General features: G+C 43.1%; 30 protein-coding genes. 25 read left to right on the top strand and 5 right to left on the bottom strand.

The features are described 5' to 3' along the window. Position 1 precedes the first annotated feature (1 nt). The 3 genes from MHH65_RS16375 to nagA are packed head-to-tail and all read right to left on the bottom strand — an operon-like array spanning position 2 to position 2661. Positions 2-727: a GntR family transcriptional regulator gene (locus tag MHH65_RS16375; RefSeq protein ID WP_065214814.1), complete on the bottom strand. Its 726-nt coding sequence runs from the start codon at positions 725-727 to the stop codon at positions 2-4. An 18-nt stretch (positions 728-745) separates the two neighbouring features. Then, positions 746-1471 (bottom strand): glucosamine-6-phosphate deaminase, encoded by a 726-nt coding sequence (gene nagB, locus MHH65_RS16370; RefSeq protein WP_034281053.1) that lies wholly within the window; start codon positions 1469-1471, stop codon positions 746-748. Next, positions 1468-2661, bottom strand: coding sequence for an N-acetylglucosamine-6-phosphate deacetylase (nagA, locus tag MHH65_RS16365; RefSeq protein WP_098677514.1), 1194 nt, complete (start codon positions 2659-2661; stop codon positions 1468-1470). Before nagA ends, nagB begins: the two co-directional genes overlap by 4 nt. Positions 2662-2838: 177 nt before the next feature. On the opposite strand from nagA, the gene hprK reads away from it, so the two are divergent. From hprK to MHH65_RS16325, 8 genes are all read left to right on the top strand, one after another. Then, positions 2839-3771, top strand: a complete 933-nt coding sequence (gene hprK, locus MHH65_RS16360) for an HPr(Ser) kinase/phosphatase (protein WP_024423572.1) — start codon at positions 2839-2841, stop codon at positions 3769-3771. 11 nt (positions 3772-3782) lie between these two features. Next, entirely contained in the window at positions 3783-4607 is an 825-nt protein-coding gene (gene lgt / locus MHH65_RS16355) for a prolipoprotein diacylglyceryl transferase (RefSeq protein WP_098677515.1), read from the top strand. A gap of 19 nt (positions 4608-4626) precedes the next feature. After that, entirely contained in the window at positions 4627-5571 is a 945-nt protein-coding gene (locus tag MHH65_RS16350; protein ID WP_034281047.1) for a nucleoside recognition domain-containing protein, read from the top strand. Continuing rightward, positions 5568-6218 (top strand): pyrophosphatase PpaX, encoded by a 651-nt coding sequence (gene ppaX, locus MHH65_RS16345; RefSeq protein ID WP_024423569.1) that lies wholly within the window; start codon positions 5568-5570, stop codon positions 6216-6218. The genes MHH65_RS16350 and ppaX overlap by 4 nt, the downstream gene beginning before the upstream one ends. A 1-nt stretch (position 6219) precedes the next feature. Further along, the gene (locus MHH65_RS16340) at positions 6220-6738 is read left to right on the top strand and encodes an acyltransferase (RefSeq protein WP_024423568.1); all 519 of its coding nucleotides are present in this window, start codon (positions 6220-6222) and stop codon (positions 6736-6738) included. 69 nt (positions 6739-6807) lie between these two features. Continuing rightward, positions 6808-7236: an Rrf2 family transcriptional regulator gene (locus MHH65_RS16335; RefSeq protein WP_024423567.1), complete on the top strand. Its 429-nt coding sequence runs from the start codon at positions 6808-6810 to the stop codon at positions 7234-7236. Between the two features lie 87 nt (positions 7237-7323). Next, positions 7324-7965, top strand: a complete 642-nt coding sequence (locus MHH65_RS16330) for an NAD(P)-dependent oxidoreductase (protein WP_098677517.1) — start codon at positions 7324-7326, stop codon at positions 7963-7965. Between the two features lie 45 nt (positions 7966-8010). Continuing rightward, a complete protein-coding gene (locus tag MHH65_RS16325; protein ID WP_061110126.1) occupies positions 8011-8643 on the top strand; it encodes a DsbA family protein in 633 nt (210 codons plus the stop codon). Between the two features lie 41 nt (positions 8644-8684). Here MHH65_RS16325 and MHH65_RS16320 read toward each other — a convergent pair whose 3' ends face one another. Further along, entirely contained in the window at positions 8685-9473 is a 789-nt protein-coding gene (locus tag MHH65_RS16320; RefSeq protein ID WP_251232423.1) for a C39 family peptidase, read from the bottom strand. Positions 9474-9707: 234 nt separating this feature from the next. Here MHH65_RS16320 and MHH65_RS16315 point away from each other — a divergent pair, with 234 nt between their 5' ends. The 17 genes from MHH65_RS16315 (at position 9708) to MHH65_RS16235 (ending at position 25410) form a co-directional block, all read left to right on the top strand. Continuing rightward, entirely contained in the window at positions 9708-10883 is a 1176-nt protein-coding gene (locus tag MHH65_RS16315; protein ID WP_044334248.1) for an ATP phosphoribosyltransferase regulatory subunit, read from the top strand. Further along, positions 10876-11520 carry an ATP phosphoribosyltransferase gene (hisG, locus tag MHH65_RS16310; RefSeq protein ID WP_024423562.1) on the top strand — a complete coding sequence of 215 codons (645 nt, stop codon included), beginning with the start codon at positions 10876-10878 and terminating at the stop codon, positions 11518-11520. The genes MHH65_RS16315 and hisG overlap by 8 nt, the downstream gene beginning before the upstream one ends. Before the next feature lie 2 nt (positions 11521-11522). After that, a complete protein-coding gene (gene hisD / locus MHH65_RS16305) occupies positions 11523-12803 on the top strand; it encodes a histidinol dehydrogenase (RefSeq protein ID WP_176544476.1) in 1281 nt (426 codons plus the stop codon). After that, the gene (gene hisB, locus MHH65_RS16300; RefSeq protein ID WP_024423560.1) at positions 12803-13387 is read left to right on the top strand and encodes an imidazoleglycerol-phosphate dehydratase HisB; all 585 of its coding nucleotides are present in this window, start codon (positions 12803-12805) and stop codon (positions 13385-13387) included. The genes hisD and hisB overlap by 1 nt, the downstream gene beginning before the upstream one ends. Continuing rightward, positions 13387-14025: an imidazole glycerol phosphate synthase subunit HisH gene (hisH, locus tag MHH65_RS16295; RefSeq protein WP_268412596.1), complete on the top strand. Its 639-nt coding sequence runs from the start codon at positions 13387-13389 to the stop codon at positions 14023-14025. The genes hisB and hisH overlap by 1 nt, the downstream gene beginning before the upstream one ends. Continuing rightward, positions 14022-14759, top strand: a complete 738-nt coding sequence (hisA, locus tag MHH65_RS16290) for a 1-(5-phosphoribosyl)-5-[(5-phosphoribosylamino)methylideneamino]imidazole-4-carboxamide isomerase (RefSeq protein WP_098677519.1) — start codon at positions 14022-14024, stop codon at positions 14757-14759. The genes hisH and hisA overlap by 4 nt, the downstream gene beginning before the upstream one ends. After that, positions 14756-15514, top strand: coding sequence for an imidazole glycerol phosphate synthase subunit HisF (gene hisF, locus MHH65_RS16285; RefSeq protein ID WP_034281034.1), 759 nt, complete (start codon positions 14756-14758; stop codon positions 15512-15514). The genes hisA and hisF overlap by 4 nt, the downstream gene beginning before the upstream one ends. Further along, positions 15511-16140, top strand: coding sequence for a bifunctional phosphoribosyl-AMP cyclohydrolase/phosphoribosyl-ATP diphosphatase HisIE (gene hisIE, locus MHH65_RS16280; protein ID WP_024423556.1), 630 nt, complete (start codon positions 15511-15513; stop codon positions 16138-16140). The genes hisF and hisIE overlap by 4 nt, the downstream gene beginning before the upstream one ends. A gap of 131 nt (positions 16141-16271) precedes the next feature. Continuing rightward, complete coding sequence (locus tag MHH65_RS16275; RefSeq protein WP_024423555.1) at positions 16272-17729, top strand: tetratricopeptide repeat protein; 1458 nt, start codon at positions 16272-16274, stop codon at positions 17727-17729. 364 nt (positions 17730-18093) lie between these two features. Then, on the top strand, positions 18094-19482 hold the full coding sequence (locus tag MHH65_RS16270) for a C40 family peptidase (protein ID WP_098677520.1): 1389 nt from the start codon (positions 18094-18096) through the stop codon (positions 19480-19482). 234 nt (positions 19483-19716) lie between these two features. Continuing rightward, complete coding sequence (trxB, locus tag MHH65_RS16265; RefSeq protein ID WP_087976242.1) at positions 19717-20667, top strand: thioredoxin-disulfide reductase; 951 nt, start codon at positions 19717-19719, stop codon at positions 20665-20667. 357 nt (positions 20668-21024) lie between these two features. Beyond that, entirely contained in the window at positions 21025-21489 is a 465-nt protein-coding gene (locus MHH65_RS16260; protein ID WP_024423553.1) for an 8-oxo-dGTP diphosphatase, read from the top strand. 39 nt (positions 21490-21528) lie between these two features. Then, entirely contained in the window at positions 21529-22416 is an 888-nt protein-coding gene (rapZ, locus tag MHH65_RS16255) for an RNase adapter RapZ (protein WP_024423552.1), read from the top strand. Further along, positions 22417-23376 carry a YvcK family protein gene (locus tag MHH65_RS16250; protein ID WP_024427676.1) on the top strand — a complete coding sequence of 320 codons (960 nt, stop codon included), beginning with the start codon at positions 22417-22419 and terminating at the stop codon, positions 23374-23376. A 17-nt stretch (positions 23377-23393) separates the two neighbouring features. Beyond that, positions 23394-24344 (top strand): DNA-binding protein WhiA, encoded by a 951-nt coding sequence (gene whiA / locus MHH65_RS16245; RefSeq protein WP_024423550.1) that lies wholly within the window; start codon positions 23394-23396, stop codon positions 24342-24344. A gap of 26 nt (positions 24345-24370) precedes the next feature. Next, positions 24371-24628 carry an HPr family phosphocarrier protein gene (locus MHH65_RS16240; protein WP_024423549.1) on the top strand — a complete coding sequence of 86 codons (258 nt, stop codon included), beginning with the start codon at positions 24371-24373 and terminating at the stop codon, positions 24626-24628. A 38-nt stretch (positions 24629-24666) separates the two neighbouring features. Next, complete coding sequence (locus MHH65_RS16235) at positions 24667-25410, top strand: arylamine N-acetyltransferase (RefSeq protein ID WP_041107913.1); 744 nt, start codon at positions 24667-24669, stop codon at positions 25408-25410. 50 nt (positions 25411-25460) lie between these two features. Here the strand turns inward: MHH65_RS16235 and MHH65_RS16230 are convergent, their stop codons facing one another. Then, positions 25461-25949, bottom strand: coding sequence for a ribonuclease (locus MHH65_RS16230; protein WP_024423547.1), 489 nt, complete (start codon positions 25947-25949; stop codon positions 25461-25463). Between the last annotated feature and the right edge of the window lie 81 nt (positions 25950-26030).

Here is a 26030-nt window from a genome sequence, read left to right as displayed (position 1 = left end):
TTTATCTTTCCATTGTATGAATGAGCTTGTAACGATCCCCTCTATAAACGGAAACAACATACTCAAATGGAATGTCTTTTTGAAAAAAAGTCGTTCTTGTTATGGACAGTACAGGGTCTCCTGCTAGAATAGACAGCAAGTGTGCTTCTTCCTTTGAGGCAACATTGGCTTCAAGCTCCTGTTTGGCATGAGCAATGACATGGCCAGTGTGAGTTTCAATATATTCATATAAAGAGCCAGTTAAATGTTCCTTTGTTAAATCTCCTGCAAATCTTTCAGGTATATAGCTCGTTTCAATCGCCATCGGTTCATCATTTGCAAGGCGTATCCGTTTTAGTTCAAATACAGCATCACTATTAGTCAGCTGTAAGACGGGCAGCAAGTGCTCTGGACATGCGGTTTTTTTAAAGTCAATCAGCTGGCTTGATGCTTTGAGCCCACGCTGGCGCATATCCTCTGAAAAGCTTGTTAAGCCTTGAAGCGGCTGTTCAAATTTTTTCCGGCTAACAAAGGTGCCTTTTCCTTTTTGACGATACAAATATCCTTCGTTCACAAGATTCGATAAGGCTTGTCTGACAGTCATTCGACTAATACCAAAGCGTTCGGCATATTCTCTTTCAGAAGGAATGAGTGTATCAGGTGCTAATGTTCCATCCTCAATCTGCTTTTTCAAGTTCTCCATAATCTGATGGTACATCGGAATAGGTGACTGCTTATCAATAAACATGTGAAAATCCTCTCGTTTTTAGCGTAGTGATCCAGCTTCTCGATCAATCATAACCGTTACATCTTCATGAAGTTTCAGTGCAGACGCTGGGAAGTCCGGATGAATCTCTGCCCGTTCTAAATATTGTATCACTTTCGCTTTTGATTTTCCCGAAGCAAGAAGGAGAATCTTTTTACTTGAAAGAATGCTCGCGATTCCCATTGTGATGGCATGTGTAGGTACCTCATCAATAGAAGAAAAGTATCTTGCGTTAGCCTGTCTCGTGTTTTCATCTAACTGCACAACATGAGTCTTTGAGTTGAAAGGGGTACCTGGTTCGTTAAAACCGATATGCCCATTTTGACCGATTCCAAGGAGCTGAAGATCGATGCCGCCTACATCCTCAATGAGCTGGTCATATCTTAAGCATTCCTTTTCTAAATGAGCTGCTTTGCCATTTGGAAGAAAATACTGATCCTGAGGGAGATCAATATGGTCAAATAAATGACGTTTCATGTAGGTCATATAACTATTTTCGTGTTCTGGATTGAGTCCTGCATATTCATCTAAATTGATTGTTTTTGTTTGCTTGAAAGACAGTTGATTCGCTTGATGAAGTTGAATTAACTCTTTGTAAGTTTCAATAGGTGTACCGCCCGTTGCTAGGCCGAGTACGGCATCGGGTTTAGCAGCTATTGTCCTTGCAATAATGGCAGCTGCTTCTTTTCCTAATTGATCTTTGCTTTCAAATTCGATGATGTTCATGAGTGGTTGGCCTCCTTTTTTTCAAAGACGATTTGTCCACGGCAGATCGTCATCATCAGTTCACCAGATTCATCCCAAATCACCAAATCTGCTATTTTTCCAATTTCGATGGAACCGAGCTGTTGGTCAAGACCCAGTTGAGCGGCTGCATTAGTTGAGGTCATCTTCGCAATCTCTGTCCATTCACAATTTGTGAGCTGTTTCATCCGTTTGACGCCATCTTTCATTCGCAAAATTGATCCTGCAAGTGTACCATCGTCCAGCAATGCTTTTTCGCCGCTGACTGTGACCGTCTGACCGCCAAATTCGTATGTTCCATCCCCAAGACCTTTTGCACGCATTGAGTCTGTGATCATGATCAAACGATCACTTCCTTTTGCCAAATACGCAAGCTTGATGGAAAGAGGGTGGGAGTGAATCCCATCTGTGATCAGCTCGGTATAAAGGTTCTCATTCGTAAGAGCAGCACCTACAGCATTCGGTTCACGATGCTGAAACGAACTCAGTGCATTATAAAGGTGTGTTACATGGCGTGCACCATGCTTAGCTGCTAAATTCATCATGTCATGATGGGCATTCGTATGTCCAATAGAAGGGATCATGTTCATTTCCTGTAACATGGAAAGGAAAGCAAAATCTGTGTCTTCCTCAGGCGCAAATGTGACAATTCGAATGAGCTGTTCAGAAGCATCCAGCCATTTTTTAAAAAGCGGAATATCGGGCTGTTTAATCCATTGAACAGGCTGTGCCCCTGCCTTATCTTTAGAAATAAATGGACCTTCTAGGTGGATTCCTATACATTGTGCCTGACTTCCTGCTTGTTCTTCATTACTTTGTTTCCACTGAGCGACGTTTTTAAGTGCCTGCTCAATCTCATGATGGTTTTGTGTGATGGTTGTCGCTAAAAAACTTGTCGTTCCTTCGGACGGAAGGTTGTCAGCGAGTGTATTCATTGCTTCTGCTGTCGCATCCATCATGTCTGCACCATATCCGCCATGGATGTGAATATCAATCATTCCAGGGAGTAAATAAAAGTTTTCCCGGGAAATATATACTTTTTCATAATTTCCTGTCGGTGGAGATGTTGAAATATAGTCAATCTTGCCATCGCGTAAACCGACAAAACCGTTTTCAATGATCTTTGTCTTTGTCACAATATGAATATTGGAGAGCAATAAAGAACCGCTCATGTTTGAGCCCCCTTATTCGTTATCTTTACTTTAAGTTTACTCTTTTTAAGTATAGTTGTCTATACCAGTTAGGGCGGTCAAACAGGAACAGGATAAAATACTGTTTTGGGTTCATCATTGAAAGTGATAAAATAGAGCTGTATTTCTGAATCGCCTGTGATAAAAGGAGGAAGAAGCGTGCCGAAAGTTCGTACGAAGGACATAATGGAACAATTTCATCTTGAACTGGTAAGTGGGGAAGAAGGGATTAATCGTCCCATTACAATCAGTGATCTTTCCAGACCAGGTATTGAAATGGCTGGTTATTTTACATATTACCCAAAAGAAAGAGTTCAACTTTTAGGGAAAACAGAGCTTTCTTTTTTTGAACAGCTCCCAGAACGCGAACGAAAGCAGAGAATGATGTCTCTTTGTACAGATATTACCCCTGCGATTATTTTGTCACGAGATCGTGATGTCCCGAAGGAATTAATCGAAGCATCAAATGAAAATGGCGTGCCCGTTTTACGATCTAGCCTAAAAACGACAAGACTTTCGAGTCGATTGACCAACTTTTTAGAAAGTAAGCTTGCACCAACGACTGCTATTCATGGTGTGCTCGTAGATGTATATGGTGTAGGTGTATTATTAATTGGGAAAAGCGGAGTAGGAAAAAGTGAAACAGCCTTAGAATTAGTGAAGAGGGGACATCGGCTTGTCGCAGACGATTGTGTGGAAATCCGTCAAGAGGATCAGGATACATTAGTCGGGAGCGCACCAGAGCTGATTGAACATCTTTTAGAAATCCGCGGGTTAGGTATTATTAATGTGATGACCTTATTTGGAGCAGGCGCTGTTAGAAGCTATAAGAGAATTACGATTGTAATGAACCTGGAGCTTTGGGAACAAGGCAAACAGTATGATCGTTTAGGACTTGAAGAAGAGAAAATGCGCATAATCGATACAGATGTGCCGAAGCTGACGATCCCTGTACGGCCAGGTCGAAACTTAGCTGTCATCATTGAGGTGGCTGCGATGAACTTCAGGCTGAAACGTATGGGACATAATGCAGCAGAACAATTTACAAGTAAACTTGCCGATGTCATTGAAGACAATGGCCAGGATGAATAGGAGTTGACTATATGAACGAAGCAATTCAGCCAATTGATCCGATCGCTTTTCAGCTTGGACCTATTTCGGTTCATTGGTATGGTGTGATTATTGGGATCGGGGCCTTGCTTGGACTCTGGCTCGCACTGAGAGAATGTGAAAAAAGAGGAATCAATAAAGATATGTTTATTGACTTAATCTTATTTGCCATTCCAATAGCGATTATTTGTGCACGAATTTATTATGTATCTTTCGAATGGGATTACTATCAGCAGCACCCAAACGAAATCATTAAAATTTGGAATGGTGGAATTGCGATTCACGGCGGGCTGATCGGTGCCGTGCTGACAGCCATCGTTTTTACAAAAGTGAGAAAGGTATCCTTTTGGAAAATAGCTGACGTCGCAGCACCTAGTATTTTACTAGCGCAGGCAATTGGGCGCTGGGGGAACTTTATTAACCAAGAAGCGCACGGTGAGGCGGTTTCAAGAACCTTTTTAGAAAATTTGCATCTGCCTGAGTTTATCATTAATCAAATGTATATTGATGGGACCTATTATCATCCGACGTTCTTATACGAATCATTATGGAATCTTGCCGGTGTTGTCATATTGATTTTACTACGCAGAACATCGCTGCGAAGAGGCGAAATCTTCTTGTCTTATTTAATTTGGTATTCAATCGGCCGTTTCTTCATAGAAGGGATGAGAACAGACAGTTTAATGCTGACAGAGCATCTTCGAATCGCACAGATGATTTCGATTGCGATATTCGTAGTGGCTGTTCTACTGATTTTCTTTAGAAGAATGAAAGGATACGCATCGATTCCGTATAAAGAGAACAACTCATCGAATTAAGCAGGGGGGATCATAAGAGATGGGAGAGACATGGAAAAACGGCTTGAAGGCAGGGCTATCGACAACTTGGACACTTGGCAAAGTCATCTTTCCAGTTACCATTCTCGTCAGTATCTTGCAGCATACGCCTGTAATGGGTTGGATCATACAATTCATTCGGCCATTTATGGGGGTGTTTGGTCTTTCGGGAGAAGCGGCTATTCCGCTTGTATTAGGAAATATGCTGAACTTGTATGCGGGGATTGCTGCCATTTTGACATTAGAGCTTCCTGTGAAGGAAGTGTTTATTTTGGCAGTGATGCTGTCCTTTTGCCATAACCTGATCATCGAATCGACAGTGGCAGCAAAGGTTGGACTGAGAGTATCTGTGATTTTGTTGGTCAGAATCAGTCTTGCTGTTATTTCGGCTATTGTCATTCATCTCGTTTGGCAGGGAGGCGAGGAGCCGGCGCAATATGGACTACTGACGGCAGCTCAGGCGGCTGATGTGCCTTCCAGCTGGTACATGATCGTCCTGCTTGCTTTACAAAAAGCTGTACTCGGTGTGCTCCAGCTCGCCTGTATCGTCATCCCTCTCATGGTCATCATTCAATTCATGAGAGATTTAGGGTGGCTTCATACACTGTCTAAGTGGCTGTCACCTTTTACTAGAATGCTTGGAATGAAAGAAAATACATCTATGACGATGGTGGCTGGATTAACGATTGGTCTGGCGTACGGAGCCGGCGTGATGATGAAGGCAGTGGAAGAGGACGGTGTGAGTAAAAAGGACTTAACTCTTGCCTTTATTTTCCTCGTTGCCTGCCATGCGGTGGTCGAAGATACGCTGATTTTTATACCACTTGGTATTCCAGTATGGCCGCTTCTTGTCATCCGCCTGATTTCTGCAATTTTATTGACAGCTGCTATTAGCTATATTTGGCGGAAGCGGGAACTTGCAGCTGTTAGAAAGGAAGCCATATGAACGAATCGACGATCAACACAGTGCTATTTGATTTAGATGGCACATTAATCAATACAAATGAATTAATTATTGCTTCATTTCAGCATACGCTGGATCATTATTACCCTGGTCAGTACAGCCGTGAGGATATTCTTCATTTCATTGGTCCGTCCTTGTTTGATACATTCTCTGCGATGGACCCTGATTTGACGGATGATATGATTCAGATGTACCGCACGTTTAATCATAAGCAGCATGATCTGCTTGTGACTGAATATGAGACCGTTATCGACACATTGAAAGTCCTGCAGGATCGAGGATTTAAGCTCGGTATTGTCACAACGAAGATACGGGATACGGTTTTAATGGGATTGAAGCTGACCGGTTTAGAGCCGTTCTTTGAGGTCATTGTGACGCTCGATGATGTGCAAAATGAGAAGCCGCATCCGGAGCCTGTTCAGCTGGCATTATCAAAGCTTGGCAGTGATCCGCATGAAGCGGTGATGGTCGGTGATAATTATCACGATATTTTGTCTGGTCAAGCGGCAGGGACAAAAACGGCAGGTGTTGCTTGGTCTATTAAGGGAGAAGAGGCGCTTTTAAAGCATCGCCCTGATTTCATGCTGAAGAAAATGAGTGATCTCCTGGCGATTGTTGGAGCTGATTAAGTTGAGAAAAACAGATCGTTATCCTGTAAAAGGGGTCAATTCACTGCGGCAAGTCTATCGGACAGTTCCCTTTTTCAAAGTGGTGAAAAACTTCATTTTTATTCAAATGGCAAGGTACACGCCTTTTATGGGAATGAAAAATTGGATATACCGAACCTTTCTTCGTATGAAGGTCGGCGAGGATACGGCGTTCGCCTTAATGGTGATGGTTGATCTGATGTTTCCTGAGAAAATCACTGTCGGTCGAAATAGTGTGATCGGCTATAATACGACCATCTTGTCCCATGAGTATTTGATTAAAGAGTACAGACTTGGGGAAGTCTATATTGGTGATGAAGTTTTAATTGGAGCTAATTCAACTATTTTACCTGGTGTGACCATTGGGGATGGTGCGATCGTATCGGCTGGTACACTTGTTCATAAGGATGTGCCAGCAGGCTCATTTGTTGGAGGAAATCCAATGCGCATGATTTATACGAAAGAAGAAATGGAAGCACGTCAATCTACGTCTGCTGAGTAGCTCGGCAGACTTTTTTGTTGACAATGTGACATGGTGTAACTATAATGATTACAACAGAGGTGAGAAAACATGAAAATCAGCAGCAGATTTACTGTCGCTGTCCATATTCTGGCCTTGCTATCACTTGAAAAAGGATCATTACAGACATCGGAGGATATCGCAGGAAGTGTGAATACAAACCCAGTGGTCATCCGCCGCATTATGAGTAAATTAAAAAAAGCAGGCCTAATCTCAACGAGTCTTGGCAAAGGTGGTTCTCAGCTGAACCGCAGTGAAGACGACATCACACTGCTCGATGTGTATAAAGCGGTTGAAGTCGTGGATGAGGGAGAATTGTTTCAAATTCATGAAAGCCCAAATCCTGACTGTCCGATCGGTGCAAATATTCAAGCGGTGCTTGAATTAATTTTATGCCGCGCTCAAAGTGCGATGGAGCAAGTACTTGCTGAGATCAAATTAAGTGAACTAACGCATGTGCTAATCAAAAAAATTGGATGATCTATTCAATTTTTTTTACCTCTGTTGTAACCGTATTGGTTACACCTTTCTTTATCAACATAAAACCATATTGCAGGAGGAGTTAACATGAAAATTGGAGTTATTGGCGCAACAGGTAAAGCAGGACAAGAAATTGTGAAAGAGGCTCAATCAAGAGGACATGAAGTAACGGCGATCGTCCGAGATGCACAAAAGGTGACAGATTCATCACTAGCTGTTCTTGAGAAGGATGTGTTTCACTTGCAAGCAGAAGACATCAAAGGCTTTGATGTGATTGTAAATGCATTTGGCGCACCTGCTGGAAAAGAGCACCTGCACGTAGAAGCTGGGAAAAAGCTGATCGATATTTTAAAAGAGGCACCTGAGACTCGTTTGATCGTTGTGGGCGGAGCAGGAAGTCTATTTGTAGATGAGGCGAAAACAACAAGACTAGTGGACACACCAGAGTTTCCTAAAGAATATGCTGCTACGGCTTCACAGCAAGGAGAAAACCTAAAAGATCTTCAACAGACAGAGGGATTAAAATGGACCTTCCTCAGTCCAGCTGCGTTCTTTAATCCAGCTGGCAAACGTACAGGTTCTTACGTGAAAGGGAAAGACCATCTGATTGTCAATTCTAAAGGTGACAGCTATGTGAGCTATGCTGACTACGCCATTGCGCTGGTTGATGAGGTGGAGCAGGCAGCCCATGTTGGAGAACGTTTTACCGTTGTATCTGAAGCTGAATAATCAGTTTCATGACCGCCTAAAAATGATAAATGGGGAGTCTAACGTATGAATGAGCAAGAATTGTCTTTCATCTATGTATGGGATGCGTATTGTGGCTGGTGTTATGGATTTTCAAACAGTATCCGCACTTTGCATGAAAATCATCCGGAGATATCATTAACACTTGTGTCGGGTGGTTTATTTGTAGGGGAAAGAAGTCTTCCAATAAAGGATTATCCACACATCTCAGAAGCAAATCAGCGTATTAGTCAGCTGACTGGTGTCGAGTTTGGTGAACGTTATCAGGAGCTGCTAGCAAACGGAACGTTTCTTTTAGACTCTGAGGCTGCGGCCATTGGTTTTTCTGCATTAAGATCCATCGCACCTGAGCGCGCATTGCACTTGGCTTCATCGATGCAAAAGGCTTTTTATCAAGACGGAAAAAGCCTGAGTGATGAAGAAACGTATCGGGAGATCGCTTTGGCGCATCATCTTGATCCTGACGCAGTCATTGAACGCATGAAAACAAAAGAAGCGATGAATGATGCGTATGCCGACTTTGCGAAGGTTCATCAACTTCATGTGAACGGCTATCCTACACTTTTATTAAAAAGAGGGGATGAATACTTCAGCCTGGGCGGAGGTGCGATGACAGCTGAAAAGCTTGAAGACCGCCTGAAGGAATTATTAGAAAAATAAATCATTCAAAAACAACCTCTATGCGGATAGAGGTTGTTTTTTTACGCTTTAATGATAATCGCCTGACTGCCCATCTGTTCCCAAGAATCTTCAAACTGATCACGGTCGACTTTTTGATTCTTTTCTCCATAGGGGTTATTCAAGTAGACATGCTCCTTGTCATAGCCTGTGATGACCACGCTATGCATATTAAAGCTTACATTTATTTTGCCATTCGGTGTATTCCAAGTTTCGATGTTATCTGTTTTGTCAAAGGTGGATGTCGTAATCACCCAGACAGGATAGCCCTTTTCAAGTGATTGATAGATGGCCTTTTTAACAGGCTTTCCGGTTAAGTCGACAACTTGATCGCCTGCATATTTTTTCGCAAGCTGATAAATCGGTTCGTGGTAAACACCAAGACCCGGCCCATTCTCCATATCGCCTACAAACCCGTCATGAGGGTCTCCTTTTAAGCCATTTTCATAATTGAGCGGAACACGTTTTACTTCATTTGCCAACTTGTTTTTCGTTACATGCTCATAGCCGTTGTAATGAAGCAGCATCGCTAAGCTCGTGACTTCGCATCCGTTATAAAGCCTTGGCGCATCCATTTGATTGTAGAGGATGACGTCCATGGCTTTTTTGCTTCCTTTTAATGAATGATGTGTGGTTTCTGCTTTTTTCGTTGAACGAGTTTCTTCAGCTGCAAGTGCCGTATCGTTTTCTTTTGCTGCTTTTTGCGGCGAAGCTGTTTTCTTGACTTGATCGATTTGTGAAACGTATATAAAGCCGAAATAAACAAGACATGCGCACAACAAAGTTAAGATGAATGTCTGGATGAACTTCACTGTTAATCTCCTGTGTTATTCAATATTTTTAAGTATTATAGCACGTTCCTTCATCGAACATACAGAAAAGGCACAGGTGTCACTTGAATGTAATAATTCCAGAATATGTTGATGAAAATAGAGAGAAATAAAAATGATTGATTTAATCACTTTATTTTGTTAGCATATTATCATATTAGCGAACTAAAGGATTCGGAATTTTTTGTTTTAATGTGTTGGAGGTGCGGAAGAAACATGTTTATGTTTGAGAAACCATATGGAATGCGGGATTCATTACCTGGATTGTATGAGACGAAAAAAAAAGTGAGGCATTCCTTAACAGAGGTCATGACTGGTTGGGGTTTCCGTTTGATGGAGACACCAACGCTTGAATTTTACGATACAGTCGGTGTTCAATCGGCGATTACTGATACACAGCTTTTTAAGCTTCTTGATCAAAACGGGCAAACCCTTGTACTGAGACCTGATATGACAGGTCCGATTGCAAGGGTGGCGGCTTCTAAGCTTCATGAACAGGCGTATCCGCTTCGTGTTGGGTATGCAGCCAATGTGTTCCGTGCTCAGGAGAGAGAAGGCGGAAGGCCGTCAGAATTTGAGCAGGTCGGAATTGAATTGATTGGTGATGGTTCGATTAGTGCAGATGCTGAAGTCATCGCGCTTGCCGTATTTGCCTTAAAAAATGCCGGGCTAAGGTCCTTCAAAATCGCGATCGGGCATGTCGCTTTAGCAGAAACGTTATTTGTTGATGTACTCGGAAATACAGAGCGTGCAAACGTCCTTCGCCGCTTCTTATATGAAAAGAATTATGTGGGATACCGTCAGCATGTGAAACAATTACCGCTTTCCTCCATCGATAAAACGAGGCTGTTACAGCTTTTAGAGTTAAGAGGCGGCCAAGAGGTTATAGAGCGGGCAGAGGAAATCGTCGTTTCACAAGAAGGAAAAGAGGTGCTCGCACAGTTAAAGTCGCTTTGGGAGACACTTGAAGATTACGGCTGTACAGAATATATCCGTTTAGATTTAAGCATGGTGAGTCATATGAGCTATTATACGGGTATTTTGTTTGAAGTATTTGCAGATCATGTTGGGTCGGTCATCGGAAGCGGCGGGAGATATGATCAATTGCTTGCTCACTTTGATGCACCTGCACCAGCTACAGGGTTCGGACTTCGACTAGACCGTCTTCTTGAAGCGCTCGATGCAAAAGAAATCATTGAGCCGCAGGAGGCTGTGATTTTTAGTAAAGAACAAAGACTGGAAGCCTTTGCTTTTGCAGAAAAGGAGCGGTCAAAAGGGAAAAAGATCGTCCTGCAAGACTTAGCGGGGATTGAAAATATTGACGCGATGACCAAGGCATTTGAACAGGTGACTTATTTTATCGGCGCTAGAAAGGAAGAGCGGAATGGGTAAAGTGTTGACGATGGCGATGCCAAAGGGCCGGATATTTGAAGAAGCAGCAGGGCTGTTAAGACAGGCGGGGTACCAGCTGCCAGAGGAATTCGAGGATTCAAGAAAATTAATCATTGATGTACCAGAAGAAAACCTCCGCTTTATTTTAGCCAAGCCAATGGATGTGACCACCTACGTAGAGCACGGCGTGGCGGATGTTGGCATTGCAGGGAAGGATGTCATGCTCGAAGAAGCTCGTGATGTGTACGAAGTGCTCGATTTAAACATCAGTAAATGTCATTTAGCTGTTGCTGGATTGCCAGGAGCGAGCTGGGGTGGTGTCGCACCGCGTGTGGCAACAAAGTACCCAAATGTCGCATCATCCTATTTTAGAGAGCAAGGGGAGCAGGTGGAGATCATTAAGCTGAATGGTTCCATAGAATTAGCACCGCTCATTGGGCTTGCCGATCGCATTGTAGATATTGTCTCTACAGGTCAAACACTAAAAGAAAATGGACTTGTGGAAACGGAACATATTTGTGATATCACGTCACGTTTTATTGTCAATCCTGTGAGCTATAGGATGAAGGATACGGTGATTGATGAAATGGCGCAGCGTCTTGCAAGAATTATTGGAGAAGGGGAGGAAACATCGTGAACATCACCTATCTACAAGAAGGTGAGACAGATACTCTCTCACTCAAACGGTCTTTAGATACAGGAACAGAAGAGCAGCGTCAGGCTGTTCAGCGCATTATACAAGAAGTGAGAACAAATGGTGATGAAGCTGTACAGTCTTTTACAAAGCAATTTGACGGGGTGTTGATTGAAGATCCACTTGTCACAGAAGATGAAATGGCAAAAGCCTGTGACCGCTTGGACAAAGAGATGGTTCAAATTATTCAAACGGCTATCAAGAATATTCGCACATACCACGAGCGCCAGCTGACGTCCTCTTGGTTTTATCACCAAAAGGACGGCTCAATGCTTGGACAAAAGGTGACACCGCTTGATGCGGTAGGTGTGTATGTCCCCGGTGGAACAGCTGCCTATCCATCATCTGTATTAATGAATGTGATTCCTGCGCTAGTCGCTGGCGTTGAACGAATCGTTCTTGTGACACCCCCTGGGAAAGATGGCCGTCTCTCAGACGCTGTACTGGCTGCGGCGAAGGAGCTTGGTATTTCAGAAATGTATAAAATGGGCGGAGCACAGGCGGTTGCTGCACTTGCCTATGGAACGGAAAGCATCAAGCCTGTTGATAAAATCACAGGTCCAGGCAACATTTATGTCGCGCTGGCAAAGCGGGAGGTATTTGGTCAGGTAGACATTGATATGATCGCAGGTCCAAGTGAAATTGCAGTTCTAGCAGACGAAACAGCAGTCGCGCATGAGGTAGCGGCGGATTTACTTTCACAGGCAGAGCATGATGCGCTGGCATCTAGTATTTTGGTAACACCGTCTAAGACACTTGCTGAAAGTGTGCAGGCTGAAGTTCGAAAGCAGCTGGATACTTTGCCGAGAAAATCAATCGCAGCAAAATCTATACAAGATCATGGCCGTATTTACGTGACAGAATCAATCGATCGTGCAGTAGACGTCATCAATCAATTAGCACCAGAGCACTTAGAGGTGCTGACAGCATACCCAGAATCACTTCTTGGTCAAATCAAGCATGCTGGCGCAATTTTCTTGGGACGCTATAGTCCAGAGCCGGTGGGCGATTATTTTGCAGGGCCGAATCATGTGCTGCCAACAAACGGAACAGCTCGATTCTCCAGCCCGCTTGGTGTGACTGATTTTCAAAAGAAAACGAGCATTATTTCATATAGTCAAGAAGCCTTTGAAACACACCGGGAAAGCATTGCAGCTTTTGCCAGATTAGAAGGGCTTGAAGCACATGCAAGGTCGATTGAAGCGAGAAAGCGGGAGGAATCGTAATGAGACAGGCGAAAACAGCGAGAAAAACAAATGAAACGAACATTTCATTAGCGCTAGAAATTGATGGAGAAGGAAAAGCGGATATTCAAACAGATGTCCCTTTCATGACGCACATGCTTGATTTATTTACGAAGCATGGACACTTTAATTTGACCGTCGATGCGAAAGGAGATACGGATGTTGATGATCACCACACAACAGAAGATATCGGCATTGTACTTGGGCAAATGTTTAAGGAAGCGTTAGGCGATAAAAAAGGGATTAAGCGGTATGGCTCCAGCTTTGTTCCGATGGATGAAACACTTGCCCAGGTCGTGGTCGACTTAAGCAACCGTCCTCATTTGGAAATGAGAGCGGCCTTTCCGAGTCAAAAGGTTGGTACCTTTGATACAGAGCTAGTACATGAGTTTCTGTGGAAATTTGCACTTGAAGCCCGGATCAACCTTCATGTCATTGTTCACTACGGAACCAATACACACCATATGATTGAAGCCATTTTTAAAGCGATGGCACGTGCCTTAGATGAAGCAACAACCATTGATCCACGTGTGAAAGGAATTCCTTCAACAAAGGGGATGCTCTAATGATCGGAGTTATTGATTACGGAATGGGAAATTTGTTCAGCGTATCAAAAGCACTGGAACGAGCAGGTGCCCGCTATATCGTCTCCTCTGATGTGGAGGAGCTGAAAAAAGCAGATGCTTATATATTGCCCGGAGTAGGTTCGTTTCGTGATGCAATGCAGCTGTTAAAAGAGACTGGACTTGAGGCGTTAATTCACCAAGTCGTGCAGGAAGGAAAGCTGTTATTCGGCATTTGCCTTGGCATGCAGCTGTTATTTGAAGAAAGTGAAGAGGCAGGCCTCACAAAAGGATTGGGGCTGTTAAAAGGGCGTGTCGTTCTTTTAAAGGATCATGATCAGGACGGGCAAAGATTGAAGGTACCTCATATGGGGTGGAATGAGCTCACATTTCATCAGCCCTCCCCATTGTTTGACGGTGTACCAGAAGGATTTGCGTACTTTGTTCACTCGTATTATGTGAGCGATATGAATCCAGATGAGCAATTAGCAAGCGCGGACTATGGTGTTCAAGTACCAGCTGTTGTTGGCAAGGGAAATGTGCTTGGTGCACAGTTTCACCCTGAAAAAAGCAGTACAACGGGAATGGCGCTGCTCAAACAATTTATTCAATTAGCAAACGAACAGAGGGTGAGCAAATGAGCGAGTTTATATTATATCCAGCGATTGATATGAGAAATGGCAAATGTGTACGTCTTGTGCAAGGAGATTATGATCAAGAAACCATTTATGGAGATTCACCGCTCGACATGGCCGCGCAATTTGCGAAGGATGGAGCAGCATGGATTCATCTTGTGGATCTAGATGGTGCAAAAGCAGGGAAACGTGTCAATCATGAGCATGTGCTGGCGATTGCTTCTTCTTTAGATGTGAAGGTACAAATCGGCGGCGGAATTCGGACAGAAGAAGACGTTGCCTTTTATTTAAAGAGCGGCGTAGATAGAGTGATTCTCGGCAGCTCAGCTGTATCTAACCCAGCCTTTGTGAAAAAAATGCTGGCGCAATATGGAGAGAAAATCGCAATTGGGATTGATGCGCGAAACGGCTTTGTATCGACTGAAGGATGGCTTGAAACGTCTAAAGTGAAGGCAGAGGAACTCGGCAGGGAATTGGCAAAGGAAGGCGCAGAGGTCTTTATTTTCACCGATATTCAAATGGATGGCATGCTGTCTGGTCCCAATGTAGAAAGCACGGTTCGCTTAGCAGAAGCAACCGGCAAACAAGTGATTGCTTCAGGTGGTGTCAGCGCAGTAGCTGATCTTCAAAAGCTGTCAGCGCAAAAACAGTCTGGTGTGTCTGGTGCGATCGTTGGAAAGGCACTTTACACAAACCAGTTTACTTTAGCAGAAGCATTTGAAGGGCTTGACCGTATATGATGACAAAACGAATCATCCCATGTCTTGATGTGAAGGAAGGTCGTGTTGTCAAAGGGGTGCAATTCCTTGGCTTAAAAGATGCTGGTGATCCGGTTGAATTGGCGCAGATCTATGATGAAGAAGGGGCGGATGAACTCGTCTTTCTTGATATTTCTGCTTCTCATGAAGGCCGGAAAACGATGGTGGATGTGGTCAAACAAGTCGCGTCTACGCTTGCGATACCATTTACGGTGGGTGGAGGGATTAACCACCTTGATGACATGAAGCGTATATTAAGAGCGGGTGCAGACAAAGTATCTGTCAACACAGCAGCTGTGTTAAGACCAGAACTGATTTCAGAAGGTGCTGACTTTTTTGGCTCCCAGTGTATCGTTGTTGCAATTGATGCAAAATACGATGAAGAGAAAAAAGCATACATGGTCTATACACACGGAGGACGCCGTCAAACAGATTTAGAGGTCAGCGACTGGGCGAAGGAAGCTGTGCAGAGAGGGGCAGGAGAGATTTTACTGACAAGTATGGATGCTGATGGTGAAAAGACAGGCTTTGACCATCGATTGACAAAGCTTGTATCAGAGGCGGTCAATGTGCCAGTGATCGCTTCTGGCGGCGCTGGCAATGCTCAGCATATGCTCGAGGCCTTTACAAAAGGAGAAGCTGATGCAGCATTAGCAGCCTCCATTTTCCATTATAAAGAAACCTCCATTCATGAGGTGAAGACATATTTGAGAGAACACGGGGTGAAGGTCAGATGAAACAGGCAAATGAATTAACCTTTAATGAAGCAGGCCTGATTCCTGCGATTGTACAGGATGCTCAAAGTAAGGAAGTATTGACGCTTGCATATATGAATCAAGAATCCTATGAAAAAACGCTGGAGACAGGTGAAACATGGTTTTATAGCCGGTCGAGAAACGAGCTTTGGCACAAAGGCGCCACCTCTGGACATACCCAGCAAGTGATTTCTATTCGATATGACTGTGACAAGGACGCTCTGCTTGTCCTTGTGGCGCCAAGCGGCCCAGCCTGCCATACTGGCAGCTATAGCTGTTTTTCGGAAGAAGGGGTAAAACGCCTGAGCGAAGAGCAGGAACGTTTTGCGATATTAAATGAACTTGAACAGGTCATTGCAAAGCGTCAGGCGGAAATGCCAGAAGGGGCTTATACAACCTATCTATTTGAAAAAGGGGTCGATAAAATCCTGAAAAAGGTAGGGGAAGAGGCGTCTGAGGTGATCATTGCAGCGAAAAATCGGGATCAAGAGGAATTGAAATGGGAAACTGCTGACCTCCTCTATCATCTTCTTGTATTATTACGTGAACAGCAATTGCCGCTTGATGATGTATTAAAGGTATTAAAAAAACGTCATCAAGGTGAATGAAAAGCCGGGGGATATCCCAGGCTTTTTACTTTTAAATGAAAAACAAATCCTTCCTTTCCTTTTGTTCTATGTGACGACTGGTGAAGTATGTTATACTACACACGGTACACTGTTCGAAATGGAGGGTATCGGTGAGTAAATACACTTCTCAAAATAATCACACACAAGTCGTCCAGCTATTTCAAGATGGGCATTACTTTTTTCATAAAGGTCTTAAAGCATATAGAGAAAGAAATCTGTCTAGGGCAAGTAAGCTGATACAGCGGGCCATCGTACTTGAGCCTGAAAATGTAGAAATGCTGTCACAGCTTGCCATTATTTATACTGAAATGGGTCATTACCAGCAATCAAATGAACTGCTTGATTTTATCCTTGAACACATCGATGAAAACATGTCTGAGTGCCACTATTTTAAAGCCAATAATTATGCGAATCTCGGACTGTTTCAAGAGGCATATAAATCAGCTACTGCTTATGCCGCGCTGGAAGAGAACGGGGAATTTGCGGATGAAAATGACGACCTTCTTGACCTGCTCGATATGAGCGACGAAGAGGACGAAGATTTTCCTTATGATCAGGATGACCTGATTGTGAAGCAGGATCAAGCAAACCATTTGCTAGAAAGCGGCAGACTCGATGAAGCCATTGAGATGCTGGAACAGATGATTGTTGAGTATCCAGAATTTTGGTCGGCGTATAATAATCTCGCTTTGGCCTATTTTTATTCTGGCCGAATCCATCAGGCGAAAGAAATGTTGAACCGGGTCCTTCATGAAAATCCCGGTAATCTGCATGCCCTTTGCAATCAGCTAGTCTTCTACCATTATGAAAAAGAAGAAGAAAAGGTCAATGTGTTAGCAAAGCAATTAACGCACGTGTATCCAATACTAAGTGAACAGCGTTATAAGCTTGGTGCAACATTTGCCCTTGTGGGAGAATTTGAATGGGCCTTTAAATGGCTTTATTCTTTGTACAAAACAGGTTTTCAAGGAGATAGTACATTTTTATACTGGCTTGCAAGCGCAGCCTATCATACAGGCCACAAGACGCTCGCCCAAACGGTTTGGGATAAGATGGTCGAAGAAGATATCGATGCAGATGAAATCAAGCCGTGGCAGGATAAACCTGAGGTGACTGAGCCAATGGTCTCGATTGAGGAACGGCTGACTGCGTACTATGTCAGTAAACAAAAAGGGGAACGTGACGTTCTGCAGTCTGTCCTTGATGCACGCGCAGCGAAAACGGCCTTTGAACAGCAATTCATAGAACTGCTTTTATATGAAGATGAAATGAAAGAAAAGTCTTTTTCAGAAGATGCAGTTTTTGCAAAACAGGCGGCATCTAGTCTGGAGGAAGCGGTTCAGCCTGACAGCCATATGCCTTATTTTTGGTTATTCCATATTATTCAGCAGGCACGTGCTTCTGGTATTGATAAGAAAAATGCACCTGCCTGGGCAGCAGCATCTTATTATCTATGGATGAATGAACAAGAAGCAGCTGTCAGCAAAAAAGATGTTGCGTCCGCTTTTCAGATCAGTGTTCAAACACTGTCTAAATACGAACGAGAGATCTGTACGTTAATCGATTAAATAGGTAAATAGATTCAGAACATCCGAGCATGGCCGAAAAGGTCATGCTTTTTTCTTGGATAAAAAGGTGGGATTTGCAAGGAATTGGCGAAGTATGACAATCACGACATGTTTTTGAAACATAAATGTAATAAAAATATTAGCTCATTTTGTCGATGTCTCATGTATAATGAAACTCGTGGATTAAAATAAAGATAGATATTTAAATATTTTACTATACATAATGAAACACCTAGTGATAGAAACAATCTGGTCAACAACTGACTGAACAATCAGGAAGAAAGACATAGAGAGCACAGATTGATCGCAGAGAATTTGCTGCTTTCTAATGTCGCTTGGGAAATTGTCAAAGGAGGAACTATTCGTGAAAAAGTTTATTACTTTCGGTTTAGCTTCGGTGATCGGAGCGAGCGGTTTATTTATTCCATTTACGCATGAAGCAAACGCACAGAACTTTGAACAAAAGAAACAAGAACTAGACAGCAAGCAATCTGAGGTAAACAAGAATCTTCAAAAGAAAAAAGAAGAGCTTTCAAAGCTTGAAGCAAAACAAGAGGCACTTGCTCAAAAGCTTAAAGATATTGATGAGAAAGCTTTAAAAACAAGTGATCAAATCGAAGAAAAACAAAAAGAAAATGAAAAAACAAAAAAAGAAATCAAAGCACTGAAAAAAGAAATTGCTGATACAGAAAAACGTATTGAAGAAAGAAACGAGTTCTTGAAAAAGCGTGTACGTGCCCTTCAAGAGAGCGGCGGTTCTACGAAATACATAGATGTATTACTAGGAGCAAAAAGCTTTAGCGATTTCATCAGCCGTGCAGGTGCAGTATCTACACTGATCAACGCAGACAGTGAAATCATTAAAGAGCAGGAAAAAGACAAAGCAGAACTTCAAAAGTCTGAAAACGAATTAAACACAAAGCTTGAAAATGTGCAAAACACACTTGCAAAGCTTGAAACGCTTCAATCAGACTTGAATAAACAGCTTGATGAAAAAGACAAGCTATTCAAGCAAGTGAAAAAGCAAAAAGGAAGTGCTTTTTCTGAAATCAGCGAGTTAAACAGTGAGGCTAACAGCATTGCATCTGAAAAAGACGCAACAATCGCTGCACAAAAACAAGCTGAAAAAGAAGCAAGAGAAGCAGCTCAAAAAGCAAAAGAAGAAAAAGCGCAAAGACAACAGCAGCAGCGTCAAGCTAGTGTCCAAGCGGAAGACAACAGCTCAAATAACGATAGCAGCCCGTCTTCAAGTAATAGTGGATCACCTTCTAATGACAACAATAACAGCAACAGCAGTGCACCAAGCAAGAAGCCATCTTCTGGCGGTGGATCACCTGTCAGCAGTAACGTAGGCGGAATTGAAGGTGCAATCAGCACAGGTTCTACGATTGTTGGACAATCTCCATATAAATGGGGCGGCGGCAGATCACAAGCCGATATTGACGCACGTCGTTTTGACTGTTCTTCATTCGTTCGCTGGGCATTTGCATCAGCAGGCATCAACCTTGGACCAGTTGGCGGTACAACAACAGATACGCTTGTAGGTAAAGGAAGAGCTGTAAGTGCATCTGACATGAAACGCGGAGACCTTGTGTTCTTTGATACGTATAAAGTAAATGGACACGTTGGTATTTACTTAGGAAACGGTTCATTCTTGAACGATAACAGCTCTCGCGGTGTTTCAGTTGACTCAATGAACAACGTATACTGGAAAAAAGCTTTCAATGGCGTTGTAAGAAGAGTCGTTGAATAAATCATTACTTTTTATATAACCGTAAACAGGCTTCCTTAAACAGCAGTTTAAGGAAGCTTTTTCTTTTTTTGAAGATATGAGCAAATGATTCGCTTATTCCCCGCAGATTTAATAGGATATGGGTAAGGAATAAAAGCTAAGAGTGGAAATGATGCTCTCTGTCATGAATGGAAGCATCACCCAAGGGCATTCTAATAAGAAATGCGAGCAGCAATTGAAGAGGGAGTGACAGTTGTGTCAGAAGAAAAAATCTACGATACGATCATCATTGGAGCTGGTCCTGCCGGAATGACAGCCGCTGTTTATACATCACGGGGAAATCTTTCAACATTAATGATTGAAAGAGGAATTCCAGGCGGACAAATGGCGAATACGGAAGATGTCGAGAACTATCCTGGCTTTGAAAGCATTTTAGGGCCGGAACTTTCAAATAAAATGTTTGAGCATGCGAAGAAATTCGGTGCAGAGTATGCATATGGCGATATTAAAGAAATCGTGAACGGTGAAGAATATAAAATCGTCAAAGCCGGCTCAAAAGAATACAAAGGACGCTCTGTCATTATCGCGGCAGGGGCTGAATACAAAAAAATCGGTGCACCAGGTGAAAAAGAACTTGGCGGCCGCGGCGTATCATATTGTGCAGTATGTGACGGGGCATTCTTTAAAAACAAAGAGCTTGTCGTCATCGGCGGCGGAGATTCTGCGGTAGAAGAGGGTGTGTATCTCACACGCTTCGCTTCTAAAGTAACGATTATCCATAGACGCGATAAACTTCGTGCACAAAGCATTTTACAAGCGCGCGCCTTTGATAATGAAAAAATTGACTTCAAGTGGAACAAAACCGTCAAACAGATCAATGAAGAAAACGGGAAAGTCGGCAGTGTGACATTGGTTGATACGGTGACTGGTGAAGAAGAAGAGTTTAAAACAGACGGCGCCTTTATCTATATCGGCATGCTGCCACTGTCTAAACCATTTGAAAATCTCGGCATTACAAATAAAGAAGGCTACATCGAGACAAACGAAAGAATGGAAACAAGAGTGGAAGGTATTTTCGCCGCTGGTGACATTCGAGAAAAAACACTTCGTCAAATTGTGACAGCAACAGGTGACGGAAGTATTGCAGCACAAAGCGCACAGCATTATGTAGAAGAGCTTGCTGAAAAACTCAAAGCAACGAAATAAAAGGCTGTCGTAAATCCTTAATATAGCGTCATGGGCTTTTAACTGGAATGTAACACGGGTGAAATAATTATCCGTTATGATGAAACTAGTAATTGACCCCCTTTTATAAGGAATACATGTTTGGCACGGATGTGAATCCGTGTCCTTTTTTTTGCCTAAAATCAGAAATTCACGAGATGTTCACAAATGACGCATGGAGAACCGTTAGATGCTGTAAAATAAAGAGTAGAGAAATTGCCCGTTACACGATTCAAACGAAAACCGGTCTGTTTTCGGGGAAGAACGGGCATGTTCATTGTGGGAGTCAGGTTGAACCTGTATAATAAGTTAAAGACATAAAAGAGTAGGTGACAGCTGATGCAACGAGTAACGAATTGTGTGCTGCATCACGAAGATCAAGTTCTCTTGCTGCAAAAGCCAAGACGGGGCTGGTGGGTAGCACCGGGCGGCAAAATGGAAAGCGGAGAATCGGTCAAGGATTCAGTCGTTCGAGAATATAGAGAAGAAACAGGTATTTATATTTTAAATCCGCAGCTGAAAGGTGTTTTTACCTTTATCATAAAAGAAGGCGATCAAATCGTTCAAGAGTGGATGATGTTTACCTTTATGGCAGATTCATTTACCGGAAAAAACGTAACAGAGTCAGAGGAAGGCATTTTAAAGTGGCATGACGTAAAGGATGTGCCTCATTTGCCGATGGCCCCAGGAGATTCCCATATTCTTGATTTCATGCTTAAAGGAAAGGGACTTCTGCACGGCACTTTTACGTATACACCCGATTTTGAGTTGATTGCTTATCGGTTAGATCCTCAGGGAGAATAATACATGAACCGTTTTCATAAAGAAGGAGAGGAAGCAGGCATGAATACACACAAACAAGAAGATATTCAGCTTGTGATTATTACAGGAATGTCAGGTGCGGGGAAAACCGTCGCCATTCAAAGCTTTGAAGATTTAGGCTACTTTTGTGTTGATAACCTGCCGCCATCACTTTTACCGAAGTTCTTAGAGCTCATGAAGGAATCGAATTCCAAGATGAGCAAGGTCGCTCTTGTGATGGATTTGCGTGGACGCGAATTTTTTGACAGTTTAATTGCCGCGTTAGATGAAATGAGTGATCTTGACTGGATCACGCCAAGGATTCTGTTTTTAGATGCAAATGATAAGGTACTTGTCTCAAGATACAAAGAAACGAGACGTTCGCATCCCCTTGCGACCACAGGTTTGCCGCTTGAAGGAATTGCAATGGAGCGCGAGCTGCTAGAGGAGTTAAAAGGCCGGTCTCAAATGATTTTTGATACATCGGATTTAAAACCAAAACAGCTGCGAGAAAAAATTGTCACGCACTTTGCCACGAATCAAGGGCAGGTGTTTACAGTAAACGTGATGTCCTTTGGCTTTAAATACGGTCTGCCGATTGATGCTGATCTTGTCTTTGACGTGAGATTCCTGCCGAATCCTTACTATATTGAGAGCATGCGTCCACAGACTGGAAACGATGAAGAAGTGCGCTCCTATGTGATGAAATGGACTGAAACACAAAAATTCACAGAGAAATTAATCGATCTCCTCAGCTTTATGCTTCCGTCCTATAAACGAGAAGGAAAAAGCCAGCTTGTGATTGCCATCGGCTGTACAGGCGGACAGCATCGATCTGTGACACTAGCCAACTATTTATCGGAGTATTTTAAAAACGATTACTATACACATGTCACTCACCGGGACATTGAAAAGAGAAGCAGAAAATAGATGACGACACTACCAAAGGTGGTCATTCTTGGCGGCGGCACTGGCTTATCTGTTTTGCTCAGAGGGCTTAAAACGAAGCCGGTGGACATTACCGCTATAGTAACGGTTGCTGACGACGGAGGCAGCTCAGGCAGACTGCGGCATGATTTGAATATTCCCCCTCCAGGTGATATTCGAAATGTCCTTGCGGCTCTCTCTGATGTTGAACCGCTTGTAGAAGATTTATTTCAGCACCGTTTTAACAAAGGGAATGACTTAACAGGCCACTCACTCGGCAACCTCATTCTTGCGGCCATGACAAATATAACCGGTGATTTTTTTCATGCCGTCACTGAAATGAGCAAGGTTTTAAATGTGAGAGGAAAAGTATTGCCAGCAGCGAACTCAAGTGTTGTTCTTCATGCGGAATTAGAAAATGGGCAAATGGTGACAGGAGAATCGAAAATTCCTACCTATGGTAAGCGAATTAAACGAGTGTTCCTCACACCCGATACGATTGAACCGCTGCCAGAATCCATTCAAGTCATTCGTGAGGCGGATTTAATCGTCATTGGGCCTGGCAGCCTGTATACGAGTATTTTGCCAAACTTGCTTGTCCCGCATATTGGAGAAGAAGTGATTCGCTCTAAGGCGAAAAAAGTGTATATATGCAATGTCATGACGCAGCCGGGGGAAACGCTTTCCTACAGTGCAGCTGATCATGTGCAGGCATTAAATGATCATATGGATCGTCCATTTATCGATACGATTTTTGTGAACAATAAAGAAATTCCAGAAGAAATCAAAGCAAAATATGCAGAAGAACAGGCACAGCCTGTCCAATTCGACACAGATGCACTGAAAGCAATGGGACTAGAAGTGATTCCTGGAGAAATCATTACATATGACCAGCATGTCATTCGTCATGACACGCTGAAAGTAGCCTCGCTGCTTGTCGACCTGCTGCAACAGAAAAAATAGGAATGGGGGTGGCAAGGATGTCATTTGCATCCGAAACAAAAAAAGAGCTGACTAATCTGGACGTGAAGGACTGCTGCACAAAAGCAGAGCTTTCTGCCCTCATCCGTATGAACGGTTCATTATCTTTCTCTAATCGAAAATTGATTTTAGATATACAGACAGAGAACGCAGCCATTGCAAGACGGATTTATACGCTGCTCAAAAAGAAATACGATGTGACAGTCGAACTGCTCGTCCGTAAAAAAATGAGATTGAAAAAGAATAACGTGTATATTGTCAGACTGGTAGAACGAGCGAAAACCATTTTAGAGGATTTAAAAATATTAGGTGAGCAATTTGTATTTGAGCGCAATATTTCAGAAGAACTTGTGAAGAAAAGATGCTGCAAGCGCTCCTATATGAGAGGTGCTTTTTTAGCAGGCGGTTCTGTGAATAACCCAGAAACGTCCTCCTATCACCTTGAAATTTTTTCACTATATAAAGAACATAATGATGCCCTTTGTGAGCTGATGAATCAATTTCATCTCAATAGTAAAACACTTGAGCGCAAAAAAGGGTACATTACGTACATGAAGGAAGCAGAAAAAATCACGGAATTCTTAAGCGTTGTGGGTGCTCATAACTCACTGCTTCGCTTTGAAGATGTGCGGATCGTCCGAGATATGAGGAACTCCGTCAACCGGCTCGTCAATTGTGAAACAGCAAACTTGAATAAAACGATAGGTGCATCACTGCGTCAGGTCGAGAACATTCAATTCATTGATGAAAAAATTGGGCTTGATGCCCTGCCGGAAAAGCTTCGTGAAATTGCCAAACTGCGAGTCGACTATCAAGAGGTCACGCTGAAAGAACTTGGAGAAATGGTGGAAAGCGGCAAGATCAGCAAGTCAGGGATTAACCACCGTTTAAGAAAGCTAGATCAAATCGCAGAACAATTACGAAACGGACAAGCTGTTACACTCAAATAGGAGAATGAAAAAGGGAGGCAGATCATATGGTGGAAAAAACGGTCACCATCCAGCTGAAAACAGGCTTGCAGGCACGTCCAGCCGCTTTGTTCGTACAAGAAGCCAATCGCTTTGGTGCTGATATTTTTCTAGAGAAAGATGGGAAAAAAGTCAATGCGAAAAGCATTATGGGTCTCATGAGTCTTGCGATCAGCTCTGGGGTTACTGTCACACTGATTGCAGATGGTGCAGATGAACAAGAAGCCATTGAGGCGTTAACAGATTTTATCAATCAAGAAAACTGAGTCTCTTCAAAGGCTCAGTTTTTTTAGGAGGGAATGTCATGATTCAATCAGCTTTTTTACAGAAGGTCGGATATGAAGGCAAGTCCATCACCTTTAAAGACTTGCCTGTATTATTAAAAAAAATGGCCTATACCTTTCCGTTCGAAAATAGATCTGTTTTGAACAAACAATCCTACGCTTTGAATCAAGAAGGGTTGAAGCAGCATCTTCTTGAAGAAAACAGAGGAGGTCTTTGTTACGATCTCAATCCTCTCTTATACTATGTGTTAAAAGAGGCAGGGCTCTCTGTACAGCTTCTTCAAGGCACAGTGTATAACAAAGAAGCGGGTACGTGGGCAATTGATGGCACGCACGTAGCCATCATGTTGAAGCATCACAACGAACACTTCCTCATTGATGCGGGATTTGGTGTGAATTTACCTCTTCAGCCTGTGCCTTTTACAGGAGATTGGGTGGAAGGAGCGTCAATGCGGTTTCGCGTCAAAGCTGAGGAAACCGAAAAAGGGACACATCTGCTCCAATTAGATAAGGGAGATGGCGCTGAAACAGGCTATGCTTTCACATTGAACGAGGTGGACGAGGCTGTATTGGCCCAAATGAGACACGAGATTTATGAAAATGAATCCTCTCCATTTAACAAAAGACCGCTTGCGTCAAAGCTCACGCCAACAGGACGTGTGATCGTTACTGAGGATCATGTCACCACACATGAACACGAAGAAGTGTCGAAAAAGCCGCTGCCGATTCCTTTTGAGGATTACGTGAAAAACCTCATACCGTAAACCACCATACGAAAAGACAGCCCCAGATCAAATAGGGCTGTCTTTTTTGATTATCGAATACGGGTGAAAGTCGCATAATGGTCTGTTGTTTTGTAAATGAGCCAGTCGCTTGAATACACAAGACGGTCTGCATTGCGGAAGCCTGAAACGTAGTTGATGTCTGCCTCACGCCATGTTCGGCCGCTTGCTGAAGGAAGACGTCCCTCCCGGTTTGAGAAAATATCTCCACCAATGCTTTTACCTGGCGCCACCTCGGCTAGATTTCCCTTAGATGCCACCCATCCGAGAGCACTTGCTTGTGATTTCGTAATGTAGTTATCAGGCAGTCGTTTGTAGCGAATTAAATAATCTGCTACACCATCAAACGTATTAATGACGGCAAGGGTGCGCACATCTGGCGTGAGCTGAATAGAAGCAGTTTCAGTTGTGGCTGTTGGTGTAAGAGGTGTTTCTGCATGAGCTTGCTGCGGGACAAATCCAGAAAACAGAATAGCAGCGATCAGAGCGAACATAGTAAAAACCGAACTCAATCTTTTCATCTTCATCCTCCTATTAAGGAAATCGGATGCCGTCCTCTTGATGCTTGTCTAGCTCATATTATAGCACCCGAACATGAAGGA

The sequence above is a fragment of the Bacillus sp. FSL L8-0654 genome (assembly GCF_038629965.1).
Lineage (GTDB): Bacteria > Bacillota > Bacilli > Bacillales > Bacillaceae > Bacillus > Bacillus safensis.
The sequence above is the reverse complement of the archived record's forward strand: the minus strand, read 5'-3'. Positions and strand labels throughout refer to the sequence as shown.